Genomic DNA, 17280 nt, shown 5'->3' on the forward strand with positions numbered 1-17280 from the left:
CGTCGTGGAGCAACCGCGCGGCGGCGTGCTCCCCCCGAAGCTGATCCTGGCCTTTTCCAGCGTCCTCATCGTGATCGCGTCGTGGTTCTGTGGACGAGCCGACGTTGCTCTCGCCTGTGCTGCGACGTATGCACTCACCCTGGCCACGCTGTCCGCTGTCGATTCGCTCCGCCGACTGGTGAACGGTCGATTTGGCGTTGATGTGCTGGCCACCATTGCGATCGTGGCTGCGCTCATCGCCGGAGAGGTCTGGGCTGCGTTCATCGTCGGCCTCATGCTCGCGACCGGTGAGGGCCTTGAGAAGTACGCGAGTTGGAGGGCACGCAAAGATCTCCGTCAGCTCATCTCGACTGCTCCCACCCGCGCGCTCATCGCCCGCGCCGACGGCGCACCCGAAGAAGTCGGCATCTCGTCCGTGCGTGTCGGAGACACCGTCCTCGTTCGACAAGGGGAAGTGGTGCCCGTCGATTGCGTACTGCTGGACGCGAGCATCATTCTCGACGAGGCATCTCTCACCGGAGAGAGTCTTCCCCGAGAGGTGACCCGCGATCAGGACGTCTTGTCCGGGGCGATCAACCTGTCCGGCCTGTGCCGTATGCGAGCAGTCCGTCCCGAAGCGGACAGCCAGTACCAACGCATCGTCGAACTCGTTGCGCAGGCCGCCAACGCGAAAGCACCGATGGTGCGACTGGCGGACAAAGTCGCCGGACCGTTCACTCTGGTAGCGCTGGCCATCTCTTTCGCCGCGGGTGCGTTGAGCGGAGAGTGGGGGCGCGCAGTCGCTGTGCTGGTGGTCGCCACTCCCTGCCCGTTGATCATCGCCGCTCCCGTGGCATTCGCGGGCGGAATAAGCCGCGCCGCGCGAGAGAAGATCATCGTTCGAAGCGGCGCAGCCCTCGAGCTCCTTTCACGCTCGCGAACCATCGCCTTCGACAAGACCGGCACTCTCACCTCGGGAGCGGCGTCCGTGGTCAGCGTCCGCTGCGCGTCGACGCTGACGCCGGATCGGCTTCTGAGCTTGGCCGCTGCAGCCGATAGCGTCTCTTCTCACGTCTATGCTGACGCCCTACGCCGGGCGAGTGCTGAACGCACCGTCTCGACCTTCGCAAGAGAGACCCCCGGTGTGGGCGTGGAAGCTCTCGTCGAGGGCCACCGCGTCATCCTGGGACGAAGGGGTTTCGTTTGTCGGGAGTCACCGCAAGCGCCGGATGATTCGGCAGATCGACCAGGTGTATCGGTCGTCTACGTGAGAGTCGACGATGGGCCTGTCGATGAGATCCTCCTCGCGGACCCTCCCCGACCGAATGCGCGCGCCACCATCCACGTGCTCGTGAACGAGATGCATCAGCGCGTGCTGATGCTCAGCGGTGACGACGAGGAAACCGCCCGATACGTCGCCGGCGAGGTCGGCATCACGTCGGTCTACGCCCCCTGCACACCTGCGCAGAAAGTCGCCATCATGCGCTCACAGCCCGACCGGCCCGCAGTGATGGTGGGAGACGGCATCAATGATGCGCCCGTGCTCGCCGGCGCGGATGTCGGCATCGTCGTGGGAGGCCGTCACGCAACGCTCGCCAGCGAAGCGGCGGACATCGTTCTCCTCAGAGATGACCTCGCAGACATCCTCCGCGCGCGCGAACACGCTCAACGCACCGTACGGATCGCCCGCCAGAGCATCCTGCTCGGTATCTCGATGAGCCTCATCCTGATGTTCATCGCCGCTGCGGGTCTGCTACCCGCTCTCGCGGGCGCGTGGCTTCAAGAACTCGTCGACCTCTCGACGATCCTCTGGGCACTGAGAACCGCGTCCCCCTCTCGCCACGAGACCGTGCGACAACGAGGAGATGTCGCCGCGTCGGCAGTCCTGTCCCCCACTCCCGCGCCGGGGCTCAGTGGAGGAGGATGAACAGATGATCGGAGTCTTCCTGGTCGATGACCATGAGCTCGTCCGACGTGGCCTCGGAGACCTCATCGACCGCACCCCCGGCATGAAGGTTGTCGGTGAGGCGGCGACAGCTCATCAGGCCCTCGGCCGGATCGAGGCCTGCCGCCCTGACGTCGTGGTTCTGGATGTGCAGCTACCCGACGGAAACGGTATCGACCTCTGCCGGGATATCCGGTCCCGTACAGACATCCCGTGCATCATCCTCACCGCCTTCGATGATGAAGAATCCGTCCAGGCAGCCGTTCTCGCGGGCGCAGGCGCCTTCGCACTGAAGACAGTGACAGGCCGTCGGCTCATCGAAGACATCAGGGCGGTCAGTTCAGGCAGAGTGCTGCTGATGACGACCCCCCGCACACGGTTCAGCGAGGCACAGCTCGGCGATCGGGAAGACCCACGAATGGGTGCCCTCGGGATACGCGAGCGGCAAGTCCTGGACGGCATCGCCGACGGTCTGACGAACCGTGAAATCGGGCGCAAGCTGAGTCTGGCCGAGAAGACCGTCAAGAACTACGTGTCCTCGCTCTTGTTGAAACTGGGGATGACATCGCGTACCCAAGCTGCTCTGTTCCGACGCGATCACATGGGGTGACAAAGCGGACGAAAAGTCCACGGGCGGGACTGTAGCCCCTGATGAGGCAGAAGGGACCAAGGTCCCTGGCGACGGCGTCGCGCGCTTCTAGCATCGCCATCACGCACCCCACGGGCAACGTCAACGATTCGGGCTCGGTACGCAGACGCTCGTGGGGTGCACAACATCGGTGCGCGGCTCGGCATCCTCTCCCACTCGCAAGAACGATCGTCATCCCCAGGAGACCTCATGGACCACAACAGTGGAAAGAGCATCGTCGTCGGCGTGGACGCATCCCCGCCTGCGGTCGCTGCGCTTCGACTCGCGGCACAGCTTGCTCGAGCACTCGACGCCCCGCTTCACGTCGTAACGACCTGGTCCTATCCGCCATTCTCCGAATACTCCGCTATCACCGTCTGGGACCCGGAAGAGGAGGCGGACATCGTCCTGACGGAATCCGTCAAAGGAGCTTTCGGCGATTCGCCTCCTGCGGGTCTGACCCGAGAGGTGCTCGAAGGCGCCCCATCCCCCGCCCTCATCGATGTCAGCGCATCGAGCCGCATGCTCGTCCTCGGCAACAGGGGTCGAGGCGGGTTCGCCAGTCTCCTCCTCGGCTCCGTCAGCGCCGCATGCGTCGCACACGCCGTATGCCCCGTCCTGGTCGTTCATGCGAACGATCACCTGGACCAGGCCTGACGCCGGCTCCTGCTCTGCGCTTTCACGGGTGTGCGACGCGACCCGTTTTGCAACCGGAAGCGGGTTCACCGACGTGTGTTCCCGCTGAACTGTTCGACGCCTGACCCGGAGTGGCCCGGGGTTTGAAACAGGACCAATCTCCAAAAGGAACGAAGAGGACGAGTATCGGGGCGCTCGACGATCGACTCCTGTACGCCCCAGACGTGCCAGAACGCAGGGTGACCCACCCCCGGGGTGGTTCCGCTCCCGCGGGAGTCACGTCGTTATGGCGCAGCGTTGGCCAACAAAGCCGCGCCACGCATGGCGCCAACGAGCCCAGAATGCTCGTGACGCGGAGCCCGGATCGTCGGAGGCGCCGTGGGCGACCGGAGAAGGGCGAGATGCTCAGCCGTCACTTCGCGCAAGTTCCGTATGGAAGAAACGCCGCCGCCTACGACCACCGTCTCCGCCGCCGTGAAGTACAGCCCGCTGAGTATCACCTGCGCGAGGGTGTAGGCGACTACTTCAAGAATCTCATCCGGCTTCTCTCCGTCGGCCATACGCGACTGCACCGCGGGTCCTGCGGCCAGACCCTCCGCGCAGTCTTCATGCAGCGGGCAGATCCCGGCGAAACGGTCCGACTTATGCCGTCGGACGAACAGGTGACCACCCTCTGGGTATCCCCGCCCTTGCAGTGGTTTCCCGTCCAGTGTGATCCCTAGCCCGATGCCGGTCCCGACCGTCAGATAGAGAAGGTTTTCGTTTCGAGCTTCCGGGTTGGTCGCCTCGCCGAGCGCGGCTGCGGTGACGTCGCTGTAGACGACGGTTGGCTTGGCAGCCACCGCGCTGAGCCCCGCGAGGAGGGAGATGCCCTCCCATTTCCGCTTGGGGGTGTCGAAAATCGTTCCATATGTGGGAGAACTGCTTTCGACATCGAGGGGACCGAAACTGGCCACACCCAGAGCCGTCACGGGAAGGGAGGCGGTCCAGCTGGCGAACGCCGCGTCGACGGCTGCCAACGTCTCTTCCGGCGAGGTCGTCTCGATTCGATGCTGGAGGAGAATAGTCGTCGGATCCTCTACCGCCGCCAGCCCGAATACGGTCTTCGTTCCCCCGGTCTCCACGCCTGCGACCAGTGGTCGACTCTGGGTGGAGTCGACCCAGAAGCCGTTCGCCTGGGAAGGTTGGAGAGCCCGGGGATGCTGCTTTCCCGCCATCACGTGATGAGGTTCTGACGACGTGCCCAGGCGACCCACTGGTCGGCGATGAGCTGGTGCCCATCTGCGGCCGGATGCACTCCGTCCTCGGTTGCACGCAGCACGCCGCCTCGAGTGGCGAGAGCTCGAAAGAGTCCGTCGAGTTCGATGACGTCGAGGTGATGCTTCGAGGCGACATGGTGGACCGCTGCGATCTTCTCGTTGAGATCTTCTTCGTGCCAAGCCTGCTGTGCATCGTTGAACGGCACCAAGAAGGGCTCCAGGAGAACGATTCGCGGCGCGCCGGTCTCGAGAGCTCGCACGAGCAGCGAGTCGTACGTGGACTCGAACTCGGAAGCGGGGGTGGGGGCTCCCGCGTCGTAACGGCGCCACATGTCGTTGATGCCGACCATTACGGTCAGCACGTCCGGCTTCTCAGCGAGAACGTCTCTGTCCCATCGTGCTTCCAGATCGACGGCGCGGTCGCCCCCGACGCCGCGGTTGAGGATAGTCAGTTGGGACACCGGTGTGTTGACCATCTCGTGGATACGGCGAACGTAGCCGGCGCCGTAGTGCCCAGAGGGGTCGGTCCGACGTCCGGCGTCAGTGATGCTGTCGCCGATGAACACGGCGGTGGGCGTAGTCATATGTGCTCCGATCTGTGAGGCGGTTGGGGAGGTGACAACGTGGTCCGGTGCGGGAATGCGGCGCATCCAGCCGACAGGCTGTCGTCGCGCGCCCACGCACTACTCGTCAGCGTTGACCTGGTGACCGACTGCGGTGGGGTCTCTTTCGGACTCCGCCGCGGTCGAGTCGGTGGGCCCGATGAAACGTGTCCCATTGCGGTCCAGTCCGTTATGGGTCCGGCGCGAACGATAGAAGTGCAGCTGTCGCTGGTCGAGTGGTGCGTCCCATCCCTGTGCGAAGAGAAGAGTGTCGTGCCAGCGGGTCAGTCCACCCCATGCGAGCGTGCCGCCGCGCGCGATGTCGATCTGCGAGAAGGGGTCGTCGAGCGAGTAGAGCGCCTGACCGGCTGACCACTGGCCGTGGTGGTCGTAGAAGAAGTCGAGGAGGAGGCGGTCGCCTTCGACGTATGCAGTGGCGACCTCGTGGATGGTTCCGTCGAGCGGGCTGAGATCCAGGTAGGCCTCGGGGCGGAACTCCCAGCGCATTCCGTCGGGCGAGGTGCCGACGTGGAGCACCCCGTTGAATCCTTCGGACACGTACATGAGGTATTCGCCGTTGATCTTCACGGCCGACCCGTCTGCGGCTCGGGGGATGACCGCCCCTTTGGCCCACAGGAGGGACTGTTCCCGTGGGGTGACCGCGCCGATCTTTTCCCAGGTCTCGAGATCGGACGACACCGCCAGGCTGATGTCGCACCCGACGCTGTCAACCGGATAACCGGGAGACGGGTGAGCGGCGCGGTCCTGCTCGCCGACCGGGAACACCGCGTTGTAATAGAGGTGGTAGACGTCGCCGAAGCGGTAGATTTTTGGATCTTCCACCCCATACGCCTCGTTCGACGCGATCGGCCAGATCGTGGGGTTCGTCGGGTCGTCGATCCACCGGCCGCCCTGGTACGTCGCATGGCCGATGCGGGAGGCGAGGGACTCTTTCCGGGGCGATGCGCGATAGAAGAGGTGCAGGACGTCCTTGGCGACGATGGTGGTCGGGTTGATGATGGATTCACTCGTCCACCCGGACCCGGTCGGATCCTGCCACTGGTGTGTGGGTGTGAACCGGAGTGCCGGGTCCTCCTCGAATCCCTTGATGAGCCACTCGTGGTCCTCGTACTGAGCGAAGAACGCAAGCTGGCTCAGTGCCTCAGTGCGGTCGTTACGGCTCTCATCGGCAAGGACTTGGTCTGCGCTGCGGGTGTCGACGTTGTCGGTGGTCCCGCTCATCACGCGGTCCGTTCAAGGCGAGCGACGCCGATCCGAGCGTCCGCCATGCCATAGAAGACGAAGGCTGTGCCGTCGATCTCTTCGATGGCGGTCGGAAAAACGACATTGGCGACGGGTCCGTCACGTTCTTCGCGCAGCTCTGGAGACATCAGCGGCAGCTCGGTTCGCGCGAGGATCACGGTCGGGTCATCGAGGTCCAGCAACATGGCTCCGACGCTGTAGTGCACCCCCGTCTGCAGGTCGAAAGCGCTGCCGACGATCTCACCGGAGACGCCGTGGTGGAGGAGAAGCCAACCCTCGGGGGTGCGTACCGGCGGTGGTCCAGCTCCGATCTTGAGCTGCTCCCACTCATAGAGCGGACCCGCCAAGAGACGGTGGTTCGCGGGACGGGTGAGCGCGGCGATGTCTTGCTGGACTTCTGCCAAGCGGATGTAGGAGATCCAGATGCTCGGGCGGGAGTCATCGATGCCCGTGGGGAGCGCGGCAGGCTCCTGGGGACGAGTGAAGCTGAAGTCCCACATTGGGCGGTGAAGCATCGCGATGCTGGGGGTTCCGTCTGGTCCGGTGACGACGTCTGGGAAGAAGACGACGTCCTTGTTCGGGTAAAGGTTGAGGTCGACACCGAGCGCGTCGTCGTAGACAAACGCGATCGGGCCCAGACGGGTCCACGTCTCGGCGTCCTCGGACACAGCAAGAGCCGGACGCGGTCCCGTGGGGCCGAATGCCACGTACGTCATAACGTGGAGGCCGAGCGGCGCCACGGTCGTGATGCGAGGGTCTTCGGTTCCGCCGTGCTGCAGCCCGTACTCCCACGAGCGTTCGGGCTCGAGGGCGACGCCATCGCGGTGCACGCCGACCGGGCGCCCCGCGTGAATCTCGATGTGTGCGGTGCCCACCCGGGAGTAATTGCCAGCGGCCACCAGACGGGCGAACAAGCGGAGCGTGCCATCGGAAGCCCGCGCTGTAGCGGGGTTCAGGACTCCTTCGGCCTCCAGCGGGTTGCCGGACTCTGGCTGCATGAGGATGCCCTCGCGAATGAGCTGGTACGGGACAGTGGTTTGTGGAGAGAGGATCTGAGACATAGATGTTCCCTGGAGGTGCGGGCGAGTAAGTAGGGGGTCAGCCTTTAACCGAACCGACGATGCCGCCGATAAGGAAGCGCTGGAGGAAAAGGTAGGCCGCCAGAAGCGGTGCAGCGACAATCATGGTCGCCGCCGCCAGCAGTCCCCATTGATTGCTGTAGGTGCCTTGGAAGGCGTACAGCCCAAGGGAGATAGGGGCGTTGGCTGCTCTGGGTAGGAAGATCGTGGCCAGGATGATGTCATTCCATACACCGATGGCTTGGAGGATGAAGATAGTGGCGAGAGCGGGCTTGGCCATCGGCACCACGAACGTGAAGAGGTAACGCCAATACCCGCATCCGTCGACGGCTGCCGCCTCATCGAGTTCTTGCGGCAAAGAGCGCGTACCCGGCCATCAGGATGGGGCCGATACCCACGCTGGCGGCCAAGATCAGGATGTAGCCGATCTGGGTGTTGTACAGCCCCAGCCGGAGCAGCAACTGGAACTGGGTAATGAGGGCATTCGGCAGGAATAGCAGGATGACGAAGAACGCATTCCACAGCCGTGGGAAGCGCAAGTAGTTGCGGGCGACCGGGAAGCCGAGAAGCAGGGACACCAGAGTCCCCAGACCGGCCGCCGTCGAGGTGTAGAGCACACTGTTGAGGATGTACGCGCCGAAGTTCCCCTGAATCCAAGCATCGACGAAATTACCGAACTGCGGATCGGTGACGACCCCAATCGGATCGGCGTTGAATGCCGCGTTCGACTTGAGCGCGGTGTTCAAGAGGAAAAGGAGAGGAAAGAGGTAGCACAGGATGACCACGCCCATCAGGACGTAGTTCACGACGGTGCTGGTGCGTACGGGCCGACGGCGACGCTGAACGTCCGCGGTGGCGGTGCGAGCTCCAGCGCGGGCGGAAACCCTCAGTGCGGCCTCTTGTGCAGTCATAGCTTGGCCTCCCGGCGGCGGAGATAGATCAGGACGAGAGCGGCCACAGCACTGACGACGAAGAACTGAACGACAGAGATCGTCGCGGCATACCCCTGGGTTTGAGCGGCGCCGCTAGCCGTGCTGCCTCCGAACGCCTGCGAGAAGATCGCGAGGGACAGCAGCTGGGTAGCGGGATTGTTCGGTCCGGTCAGGACGTATGCCAGTTGGTAGCTCTGCAGCGACCCGACGATGGCGAGCAGGACATTCGCAGTCACTGACGGCGCGAGGAGAGGGATCGTAATGAAGCGTGTCCGCTGCCCGCCTGTCGCCCCGTCGATAGACGCTGCCTCATACAGTTCTTCCGGAATGGCTTGCAGTCCAGCGAGGTAGATCACGACAGCTACACCCAGTCCAGCCCAGATCTGAACGAAGATCACGAGAGGAAGTGCTAGCGCCGGGTCTCCGAAGAAGGCTGAGTCCGCTGCAAACCACGACCACACGGTCGCCGCCGGCCCACGCGAGGGGTTGAAGAACAGCGACCAGATCAGGCCGATGACCGTGACACCCAGAATTGTCGGGAGGAACACGATAGCGCGGGTGAAGTTGCGGCCGCGAAGCTTCTGGTTCAGGAGCACCGCCACGGCCAACGCGATGGCGTTGATAATGACGGTGGACGCCACCGCGTAAATCAGGGTGTTCTGCAGCGCGTTCAGGTTGTAGCCGATACGCGCTGCCGAAAAGAATCGGACGAAGTTGTCGAAGCCCACCCAGTGGATGGGTATCCCGGGGAGTCCCTGGATGTCAGTGAAAGCGATGACGAACACCGCGGCGGCGGGGATGACAGTGAAGACGATCAAGAGGGCCATCGCGAACCAGAACGTCAGACGTAAAGGTGCTCGTGCCCCGAAGGGGTAAAACGCAGACATGGCGTCCTTCTACCTGGGCCCAGGGAGGGGCGTAACCGCCTCCTCCCTGGGGGAGTGAATTACTTGGCGGCTGCCTGCCAGGCGGATTCGGCTTCGTTGGCCGCCGCCTCGGGGTCAGCCTGACCCAGCGGCGCGATGGCGGTGTAATTGAACGGGAAGGTTGCCGCGGCACCGGCGTCGGGGTTCACGGTCCAGACGGTGTCCCATGCCGGCTCGAACGTGGCGGTGTAGTCCGAGAGCGAGGTCAGGAAGTCCGAGAGCTGGACGTTCGGCTGCGCGGGTGCGAACCCGGCCGTTCCCACGAACTGGGAATAGTTCTCGGGCTGCGAGAAGAAGTCCAGGTATGCCATGGCCGCGGTCTGGTTCGGACCGTTCGCAGCGATAGCCATGCGCAGCTCGACCTTGCCGCCGAGAGCTGCGTTGTCCGCGGCGTCGTCGCCACCCGGGAGGGGGAAGTATCCGTAATCGAAGGCGCCGTTGACGGCAGAGTCGATGACGAGCTGGTTCCACGTGCCGTCCACGGTCATCGCGAAGTCTCCCGCAGCGAATCCGCTGGGGACCGACGTGTAGTCCACTCCCGCGAAGTTCGGCTGAGCCCAGTCGTACAGGGACTGCACACGATCCAGCACTCGGAGCTGCTGACCTTCTGCGAGGTTCGTCGAACCGGACCAGATGGACTCCGCGAGAGCCTGCTTGTCCTGCGCACTGGGGTACATGCCCTGGACGAGGGAGAGCATTCCGAGACCGGCGGGCCAGCCGTCCTTCCCGCCGATCCCAATCGGCGCGACACCGGCGTTCTCGAGGGTGTTGGCGACCTCGGTGAACTCGTCCCACGTGGTGGGCACCGAGAGTCCGTTGTCTTCGAATATCTGCTTGTTGTAGTACACCCCGGTGTAGTAACTCAGCCCAGTGGGAACGGTGTAGTCCTTGTCCTTGTACTTGAGCGAGTCAATGACGGTGGGGGTGAAGTTCTCAAGGAAGTCCTGGCCGGTGAGGTCGACGAAAAGTCCCGCGTCAGCTGCGGCTGCGTCGGCGCCGACAGCACCGCCGGGCACGTAGTCCGGCACCTGCACCGGGGCGGCCACCACGATGTCGACATCGCTGGCGGTGAGCCGGGAGGACCTACTGGCGGCGTAGTTGTTGTTCGGGATCGAGCTGAAGTTGACCGTCACGTCGGGATAGGCAGCCTGGAAGTCGGCATTCAGCTCTTCGAAAGCCTGGTCGGACGCATCGGCGCTGGAGACAAGGACTTCCAGCGTGCCGGTCGGCGTTCCGCCGTCGTTGGCGGGTGTGGCGCCGGAGCAACCGGCCACTGCGACGGCGGTGACGATGACTCCGACAGCGGCAAGAGAAGCGCGAATTCGTCGCGCGGGTGATGCTGCGTTCATGGCTGAGAGCACTCCTTTGTGTTACCGAAACGCTTCGGTAACGAGAAGCTAGCGCACAGGGCGGCGAAACGGAAGCGGATCTTTCGGGCGTTATGAACTGGTCCGGTATGGTCTGCACCATGTCCAAGGCATCGCCCCGTGCGACCATCACAGACGTCGCAAGGGCAGCTGGCGTCGCGATCAGTTCGGCGTCGGCCGCTCTGAACGACCGGCCCGGCGTCTCTACGGAGACTCGTGTTCGTGTCCGTGCCGTCGCCGATCAACTCGGGTACGTGCCAGCCCTCGCTGGCAGGAGCCTCGCCTCAAAACGTGCTTTCTCGGTAGGTTTCGTCGTCGAGCGGGACTACGACATCATTCAATCCGACCCATTCTTCGGCGGCTTCATCGGCGGCATCGAGGAGTCCCTGACCCCACGCGGCTATGCGCTCGCCCTGCAGATCTCGCAAGACGAAGCGGGAAGCGAAGCCCGTCTGGTCGAGCTGATCGAGTCGCGTCGCGTCGACGGCCTTTTCCTCGACGAGATTCGTATCAACGACTCCCGCCTCGCCGCTCTCAGTGCGCGCAATGCACCCGTCGTTGCAGCGAACGCACCCCGGGGAGAGTTCCCGTTCCCATCGGTGCGGCAGGACGGAACGGCTGCCATCCGGAGCCTGGTGGAAGAGCTTGTCAAGCTAGGACATAGGAGAATCGCACACGTCACCGGGCCCGACGCCTACGAACACTCCATCGAGCGCCGCGACGCATGGGCCTCCGCGATGCTTTCGCACGGGCTGGAGCCTGACGTCGTGATCCCGGGAGACTTCACCTACGAGGGAGGCGAGCACGCTGCCGACCTGCTCGTCGAAGACGATAGAGGCGCTACCGCGGTATTTTGCGCCAACGACTTATCCGCCATCGGCGTGATGAACCGGCTGCACAGGCGCGGCGTCCGAGTCCCGGAAGACATCAGCATCGTGGGGTACGACGACATCAGTCTGGGCCGCTACGTTCGGCCCACCCTGTCCACAGTGCAGACCAGCCCGCGCCTTCTCGGCACGGTGGCGGCAGAAATGCTGCTCGCGGCCATCGAGGGCGCCAAAGTCCAGGACATCGAGGTGGCACCAGCCGCCTTCGTTCGCCGGGAGTCCATCTCCACCCGACCCGCTGACGTGAAGCACTAGACATCGCGTCCGACGAGGGCCCCCGCGCGTAGGGCAGAGCATACTCAATCGCCGCCTCTTAGGCCTAAGGCCTGGGCGAGCCTGTGGCTTGCCTATTTACTTAACCGAAACGCTTCGGTACGTTGTCGTCCGCGGCTCCCGTGAGACGCCGCTCCCTCACCCATCAAAGGAGATCAAGGTGTTTCGACGCACGAAGATCGCGGCGACGATCGTGGCCATGGCCACGGCTACGGCCCTTGTAGGACCCGCGGCAGTCGCGGCCCCACAGCCCCCAAGACCCGTGGGCTACGTCGACCAGTTCATGTCGGGCACTCCATCCCCGTTGGCGGCGTTCAACTGGAAGCAGCGAGCAATCGACTACGACAGCTTCGCCTACAACTGGAACCAGCCAGGCGCGCATCGGACCATCTACGCGGACACCACGCACAACAACATGACGACCGACTCCTACAAGATGCCCTCCTACTACGGGGACCTCCGCATCGACGGGACGACCGCCACAGACGGCAACCAGGAGGCGCTCGGTCAGCTCGCGTCGGTCGTGGGAGCGAGTCTTGTCGGAGTGAACAAGGCCAACCAGGGTGGCTATAACTACGTCGACATGTCGAGAACCTTCTTCCACCCCAGCCTCGGTATCGCATTGAACGGATCGCGCCCTGATGTGAACGGAGGTGCAGATAGCTGGTGGTACACCACGCTTGCCAACTCGCTCTACATGATGCTCGGCGATCAATACCCCACCAGTAACAACATGACCACCATCCAGACAAGCATCGCCGACAAGTACTACGCGGCAGTCGTCGCCCTCGGCGGCGCGAACGCCAACTTCGATGGCCAGGGATTCAACTTCAACACGATGACCCGCTACGCCGGCGTCCGCAACGAAGGTGGCGACGGTGCCACCGGAACAGCAGCAATCCTCCTCTGGGCATACAGCCGCTTCGGCGACCCGAAATACCTTCAGGGCGCAAAGTGGAGCCTCGACTACCTCGAGCGTTCGAACGGACGCCTCTACTACGAGATCCTCCCCGTACTCGCCCCCTACCTTGCTGCGCGGATGAACGCGCAGTTCGGAACCAACTACGACGTGGGCCGCCTGTTCAACGGCATTCTCGACGTCAACCCCGTCCGGCCCACCTGGGGCTCAATGCGCGGCCAGTGGGGTGGGTATGACGTCGGCGGGCTGCAGGGCCAAATCATCGATAACTACGGACCCGGCTCCGGCGGGTACGGGTTCGCCATGAACACCTTCGCCGCGAGTTTTCTCGCACCCACAGTGAAGTACGACACGCGATTCGCCAACAGTGTGGGGAAGTACATGCTCCACATGAGCAACGCTTCCCGGTTCTACTACCCCGATCAGCTCCCAGCCGCCAACCAGGGGGACGGGTCCCGATGGATCAACGCACCGGAGAAGGTACTCGCCTATGAAGGTCTTCGTGAGGAGTTCAACGGCACCCGCCCGATGGCCACCAGCGACGTCACTCGCTTCGGATACGGCGGAGGTGACTCTGATCTCGGCCTGTACGGCTCCGCATGGGTCGGATTCCTCGGCGCCACGGTCGCCGACACCAACGTCGCGAACGTACGGCGAGTGGATCTGAACGCGCTGGACTTCTACGGTGACAAAGGTCTCCCGAGGTACCTGTACTACAACCCGAACAACGTCGCGGCGAGCATTCAGGTCACGGTGCCCACGGCGTCGAGCGTGTACGACGCGGTCTCCGATACGTTGCTGTCCAGCAGCGTGACCGGTACGACAACCATCGTGGTTCCTCCGGGCTCCTCCCGGGTCATCGTGCTGGGCGCCGCAAACGGCTCGCTCACACGTTCGGGCGGAAAGACGTTCATCAATGGAGCAACGGTGTCCTACCGCTCCGGCGCCCCCGACCTCGCTTACGGTCAACCGGTCACGGCCAGCTCCACCACGAACGGCAACGTCGCCGCCAACCTCACGGACGGCACCACCGCACGTCGATGGGAATCGCAGACAGCCGACCCGCAGTGGGTGACGGTGGAACTCCCGAACACTTCCACGGTCAACCGGGTAGTGATGCGGTGGGAGGTTGCCTCCGCGAAGGCTTTCAACGTCCAGGTGTCCCCCGACAACGCGACGTGGACGAACGTCTACACCACGACCAACGGGCCGGGAGGAACACAGACCGTCACCTTCAACCCGGTGACCGCAAAGTTCCTGCGTGTGCTGATGACACAGCGCAATACGGGCTGGGCTTACTCCATGTTCGACCTCGAGGTGTACAACGACAATCTTGCAGCGTCCGCTCCGACATCCGCCAGTTCCACAACGAACGGCAACCTTTCGTCGTATCTCACCGACGCCAACCTGTCGACGCGGTGGGAATCGCAGACAACTGACCCGCAGTCGGTGACCATCGACCTGGGCAGCCAGCAGACGGTAGGCCGAGTCGTCACCAGATGGGAAGTGGCCTCAGCGAAGTCGTATCAGATCCGCGTTTCACCGGACAACGTCAACTGGACCACCGTCTACACCACGACCGCCGGCGCCGGCGGCATTCAGAACAATGCGTTCACTCCCGTCAGCGGCAGGTACGTGAAGGTGGACATGACGCAGCGGAACACCGTATACGCCTACTCCATCTATGACCTGGAGGTGTACGGACAGTAGAGGCTTGCACGGGGAGCCTGATCGCACCACCTTGCGGGCAGGCTCCCCCATTCACATATCCGGGGCAACAATGCGGTGCGGAATGACTGCGCGTCGACCGGAACGTTTCAGTATCGGGTACGAACGGCTGCGGCTTCGCCCGCCCGTGCTGTCCTATCGCCGAGGCGCACCCTAGCCATCGCGGACGGTCGCAGAACGTGCCGTCAGAGGAGATTGCAATGCACGTGAATTTTCAACGCCCATCGCGACGTACGGCGGTGGTGGTCGCCGCGGTAGGACTCGCTGGCGCCCTCACGCTCGGAATGTTTGCTGCTACCCCCGCGTCAGCGGCGCTCCCCGGAACCTCGAACGGCGGAGTTCGCATCATGCCTCTCGGGGATTCAATCACCTTCGGCCAAGGGTTGGATAACCCGTCGGGGCCTTACGGGGGATACCGCACGGAGCTCTGGAACGTTCTGGCTCAGTCGGGTGCGACGGTGGATTTCGTCGGCGGCGAGTCGGCAGGACCATCCACTATCGACCGAGATCACGAAGGCCATCCAGGCTGGACCATAGATATGGTCTCCGCCCAGGTGGGAAGGTGGCTGTACTCTGCCGATCCGCACACCATTTTGCTGCAGATCGGCGCGAATGACGTGCGGCCCGGCACCTTCGTGAGTATCGCGGAGATGGAAAGCGACCTGTCCTCTCTCGTCGACCGGATCAGAGCCGTGAAGCCGAACGCGCGTCTTCTTCTCGCCTCTACAACCCCTGCCGGCATCGGGTACGACGTCGTCGAGCAGCGGATCGAGCAGTACAACGCGCGAGTGAAGGTAGTAGCCCAGTCGAAAGGCCCGAACGTGCAGTTCGTCGACATCTTCGGCGCTCTCAACCGCACGGACATCAGCGACGATCTGCATCCTTCTCTTTCTGGCTACACGAAGATGGGCCAGGCGTGGGCGTTTGCGCTCCGGACGAGCAGTCTGCAACCCCTGCAGCCGGTGCATTCGGTTCAGCCTGTAGACGGTGTCCTCATCGCCATGAAGGGCAATAACGGGAAGTACGTCAGCGCGTGGCAGGGCCCAGCCGACACGCCGCTTCAGACAACATCGCCCCACGCGGGCGGATGGGAGCACTTCCGGCTCGTGAACGTGGGCAACGGGTACTGGGCACTGAAGTCCGTGGGGAATGGTCTTTACGTGAACGTGGTCGACGGGGTTCTCTTTGCCAACTCTGCCACCTATCAAGGGGTTCCATCGACGATGTTCAGGTGGGTGGATCTCGGCAATCAGCAGTTTGCACTCGCGTCGACCAACGGCTACGTCGTGAGCGCGCGGATCGGCACCACGAATGCCCCGTTGCACGCAGTGGCGCCGCATGTGGGTGGTTGGGAGACACTCACCTGGAGCCTGGTGTGACGGCAGCGTCAAACAGGCCACCTTCTCATCGGGACCGTTGACTTGAGGTCCAGCGAGGGAACAGGCGAGTGTGATCACGGTCGGCACGGGCAACCCCTGCGGTCGATGTCGGCCCGCGTGGTGATGGGTCCCCCGACGAGGTGTTCGGCGGCCGCGCGCCCCGCGAGCTCCCAGGACACTGGAGGGACTGCGAAACGAGGATTGGAGCCGCATGAAATTAACTCCGGAGGAACGCCGCCGCGGTGCGGAGGAAGTGTTCGCGTCGCCCCTGAACAGGATAAATAGGGACAACGCGACCGAGGTGTTCCACGAGGCCGGCTTCCGCGTGATTACGGGGAAATTGACGAGTCCAAAGTAGGGCGGGTGGGACTTGAACCCACGATCGTCGGGTTATGAGCCCGCTGCCTTGACCAGCTTGGCCACCGCCCCCAGCGACGAAGAGCCTACCGGCATCCGTCTTCCGCCGCCGCCCGCGTCAGTGCACCCGCGGCTTCTTCGGCTTTCCATCGGCGGTGATCTGCGGGTGGTGCTTGGTGAGCTGGATGACACCCCAGGTCGCGATCGCGCCGGCGAGGACGAAGCCGATGAGCGCCCACGCGGGAGCCGTCGACGCCTCTCCGAGCACGAGCAGACCGATCAGCACGGCGACGATCGGGTCGATGACGGTGAGCCCGGCGATCACCAGATCGGGCGGACCGACCGAGTACGCGGTCTGCACGAAGTACGCGCCGACCGCGACGGCGGCGAGGAGCGCCACGAGGCACAGAAACGTCAGCCACTCGAAATTGCCGGCCTGCGCGCGGCTGATGACGACCTTCGCGAGGGTGGCGACAAAGCCGTAGATGACGCCGGCGGCCATGATGTAGAACAGCGCCTGCGCGCGGCGGCGCACCAGCACCCAGAAGACGCCGAACACCAGCACGACCACGGCCAGGATGCCGAGGATGATCAGCAGTTCGCGTTCGGTGATGACCTGCTCGGTGGCGAAGAACGCCGCGATCGTGACGAAGACGAGGATGCCGCCGACGCACAAGGCGATGGCGATGAGCGACTGCCGGGTCGGCTTGTGGCGCGACACGCGGGCGTTGAGCACGGTGGTGATGACGAGCGCGATCGCCCCGAGCGGCTGCACGAGGATCAGAGGCGCCACCGACAGCGCGGCCAGCTGGCACGCGATCGCCAGCCCCAGCATGACCGTACCCGCGACCCACGACGGCCGCGTGAGCAGCGATGTCAGCTGCGAGCGGGAGAGGCCGCCGGTCGTCTTGCCGCCCGAGAGGCGCTCGACCTTCTGCACGCCGCGGTGCTGGTATTGCGCACCGAACGACATGAACACCGCGCCGAGCAGCGCCAGCGGGATGCCGAGGAGGATACGCGGGTCGCGGAAGACGCCGACGAGCTGATCGATTCCGTCGCTGAGGGTGGCATCGAGCGGGATCACCCCTCGACAGTAGCCGCCCCTCCGCTGGTTAGGCTGG

At 63.9% G+C, this 17280-nt stretch carries 15 protein-coding genes and 1 tRNA gene; 6 read left to right on the plus strand and 10 right to left on the minus strand.

The features are described 5' to 3' along the window. The first annotated feature begins 4 nt into the window (after positions 1 to 4). The 3 genes from FHS07_RS10030 to FHS07_RS10040 all read left to right on the plus strand — a co-directional run bounded on the left by FHS07_RS10030 (position 5) and on the right by FHS07_RS10040 (position 3209). Entirely contained in the window at positions 5 to 1906 is a 1902-nt protein-coding gene (locus FHS07_RS10030; RefSeq protein ID WP_183419774.1) for a heavy metal translocating P-type ATPase, read from the plus strand. A 4-nt stretch (positions 1907 to 1910) separates the two neighbouring features. Next, complete coding sequence (locus FHS07_RS10035) at positions 1911 to 2534, plus strand: response regulator (protein ID WP_183419775.1); 624 nt, start codon at positions 1911 to 1913, stop codon at positions 2532 to 2534. Positions 2535 to 2762: 228 nt separating this feature from the next. Beyond that, positions 2763 to 3209 carry a universal stress protein gene (locus tag FHS07_RS10040; RefSeq protein ID WP_183419776.1) on the plus strand — a complete coding sequence of 149 codons (447 nt, stop codon included), beginning with the start codon at positions 2763 to 2765 and terminating at the stop codon, positions 3207 to 3209. Between the two features lie 263 nt (positions 3210 to 3472). On the opposite strand, the gene FHS07_RS10045 is transcribed toward FHS07_RS10040, so the two are convergent. From FHS07_RS10045 to FHS07_RS10075, 8 genes are all read right to left on the minus strand, one after another. Beyond that, positions 3473 to 4405: an ROK family protein gene (locus tag FHS07_RS10045; protein WP_183419777.1), complete on the minus strand. Its 933-nt coding sequence runs from the start codon at positions 4403 to 4405 to the stop codon at positions 3473 to 3475. Then, a complete protein-coding gene (locus FHS07_RS10050; RefSeq protein WP_183419778.1) occupies positions 4405 to 5031 on the minus strand; it encodes an SGNH/GDSL hydrolase family protein in 627 nt (208 codons plus the stop codon). The genes FHS07_RS10045 and FHS07_RS10050 overlap by 1 nt, the downstream gene beginning before the upstream one ends. 99 nt (positions 5032 to 5130) lie before the next feature. Continuing rightward, on the minus strand, positions 5131 to 6291 hold the full coding sequence (locus tag FHS07_RS10055; RefSeq protein ID WP_183419779.1) for a glycoside hydrolase family 130 protein: 1161 nt from the start codon (positions 6289 to 6291) through the stop codon (positions 5131 to 5133). Beyond that, a complete protein-coding gene (locus FHS07_RS10060) occupies positions 6291 to 7373 on the minus strand; it encodes a glycoside hydrolase family 130 protein (RefSeq protein ID WP_183419780.1) in 1083 nt (360 codons plus the stop codon). Before FHS07_RS10060 ends, FHS07_RS10055 begins: the two co-directional genes overlap by 1 nt. 37 nt (positions 7374 to 7410) lie before the next feature. Beyond that, the gene (locus tag FHS07_RS16500) at positions 7411 to 7749 is read right to left on the minus strand and encodes a carbohydrate ABC transporter permease (protein WP_246383432.1); all 339 of its coding nucleotides are present in this window, start codon (positions 7747 to 7749) and stop codon (positions 7411 to 7413) included. Further along, positions 7730 to 8197: an ABC transporter permease family protein gene (locus FHS07_RS16505; RefSeq protein WP_246383433.1), complete on the minus strand. Its 468-nt coding sequence runs from the start codon at positions 8195 to 8197 to the stop codon at positions 7730 to 7732. The genes FHS07_RS16500 and FHS07_RS16505 overlap by 20 nt, the downstream gene beginning before the upstream one ends. A 101-nt stretch (positions 8198 to 8298) precedes the next feature. Beyond that, complete coding sequence (locus FHS07_RS10070) at positions 8299 to 9210, minus strand: carbohydrate ABC transporter permease (protein ID WP_183419781.1); 912 nt, start codon at positions 9208 to 9210, stop codon at positions 8299 to 8301. A 59-nt stretch (positions 9211 to 9269) separates the two neighbouring features. Beyond that, positions 9270 to 10598, minus strand: coding sequence for an ABC transporter substrate-binding protein (locus FHS07_RS10075; protein ID WP_183419782.1), 1329 nt, complete (start codon positions 10596 to 10598; stop codon positions 9270 to 9272). A gap of 119 nt (positions 10599 to 10717) precedes the next feature. On the opposite strand from FHS07_RS10075, the gene FHS07_RS10080 reads away from it, so the two are divergent. The 3 genes from FHS07_RS10080 to FHS07_RS10090 all read left to right on the plus strand — a co-directional run bounded on the left by FHS07_RS10080 (position 10718) and on the right by FHS07_RS10090 (position 15802). After that, positions 10718 to 11758 (plus strand): LacI family DNA-binding transcriptional regulator, encoded by a 1041-nt coding sequence (locus tag FHS07_RS10080; RefSeq protein WP_183419783.1) that lies wholly within the window; start codon positions 10718 to 10720, stop codon positions 11756 to 11758. Between the two features lie 88 nt (positions 11759 to 11846). Further along, entirely contained in the window at positions 11847 to 14405 is a 2559-nt protein-coding gene (locus tag FHS07_RS10085) for a discoidin domain-containing protein (RefSeq protein WP_183419784.1), read from the plus strand. Between the two features lie 365 nt (positions 14406 to 14770). Then, a complete protein-coding gene (locus FHS07_RS10090) occupies positions 14771 to 15802 on the plus strand; it encodes a GDSL-type esterase/lipase family protein (RefSeq protein ID WP_246383507.1) in 1032 nt (343 codons plus the stop codon). A gap of 355 nt (positions 15803 to 16157) precedes the next feature. Here FHS07_RS10090 and FHS07_RS10095 read toward each other — a convergent pair. Then, positions 16158 to 16231 (minus strand) — tRNA-Ile (locus tag FHS07_RS10095). Between the two features lie 46 nt (positions 16232 to 16277). Next, positions 16278 to 17243 (minus strand): DMT family transporter, encoded by a 966-nt coding sequence (locus FHS07_RS10100; RefSeq protein WP_343054670.1) that lies wholly within the window; start codon positions 17241 to 17243, stop codon positions 16278 to 16280. Positions 17244 to 17280: the final 37 nt, after the last annotated feature.

It is taken from the genome of Microbacterium proteolyticum, assembly GCF_014192415.1.
Lineage (GTDB): Bacteria > Actinomycetota > Actinomycetes > Actinomycetales > Microbacteriaceae > Microbacterium > Microbacterium proteolyticum.

Excerpts from the sequence above, each read along its gene's own strand:
- FHS07_RS10035 (WP_183419775.1), top strand. The coding sequence starts at position 1,911 with ATGATCGGAGTCTTCCTGGTCGATGACCATGAGCTCGTCCGACGTGGC.
- FHS07_RS10040 (WP_183419776.1), top strand. The coding sequence starts at position 2,763 with ATGGACCACAACAGTGGAAAGAGCATCGTCGTCGGCGTGGACGCATCC.
- FHS07_RS10045 (WP_183419777.1), bottom strand. The coding sequence starts at position 4,405 with ATGGCGGGAAAGCAGCATCCCCGGGCTCTCCAACCTTCCCAGGCGAAC.
- FHS07_RS10050 (WP_183419778.1), bottom strand. The coding sequence starts at position 5,031 with ATGACTACGCCCACCGCCGTGTTCATCGGCGACAGCATCACTGACGCC.
- FHS07_RS10055 (WP_183419779.1), bottom strand. The coding sequence starts at position 6,291 with ATGAGCGGGACCACCGACAACGTCGACACCCGCAGCGCAGACCAAGTC.
- FHS07_RS10060 (WP_183419780.1), bottom strand. The coding sequence starts at position 7,373 with ATGTCTCAGATCCTCTCTCCACAAACCACTGTCCCGTACCAGCTCATT.
- FHS07_RS10070 (WP_183419781.1), bottom strand. The coding sequence starts at position 9,210 with ATGTCTGCGTTTTACCCCTTCGGGGCACGAGCACCTTTACGTCTGACG.
- FHS07_RS10075 (WP_183419782.1), bottom strand. The coding sequence starts at position 10,598 with ATGAACGCAGCATCACCCGCGCGACGAATTCGCGCTTCTCTTGCCGCT.
- FHS07_RS10080 (WP_183419783.1), top strand. The coding sequence starts at position 10,718 with ATGTCCAAGGCATCGCCCCGTGCGACCATCACAGACGTCGCAAGGGCA.
- FHS07_RS10090 (WP_246383507.1), top strand. The coding sequence starts at position 14,771 with ATGCCTCTCGGGGATTCAATCACCTTCGGCCAAGGGTTGGATAACCCG.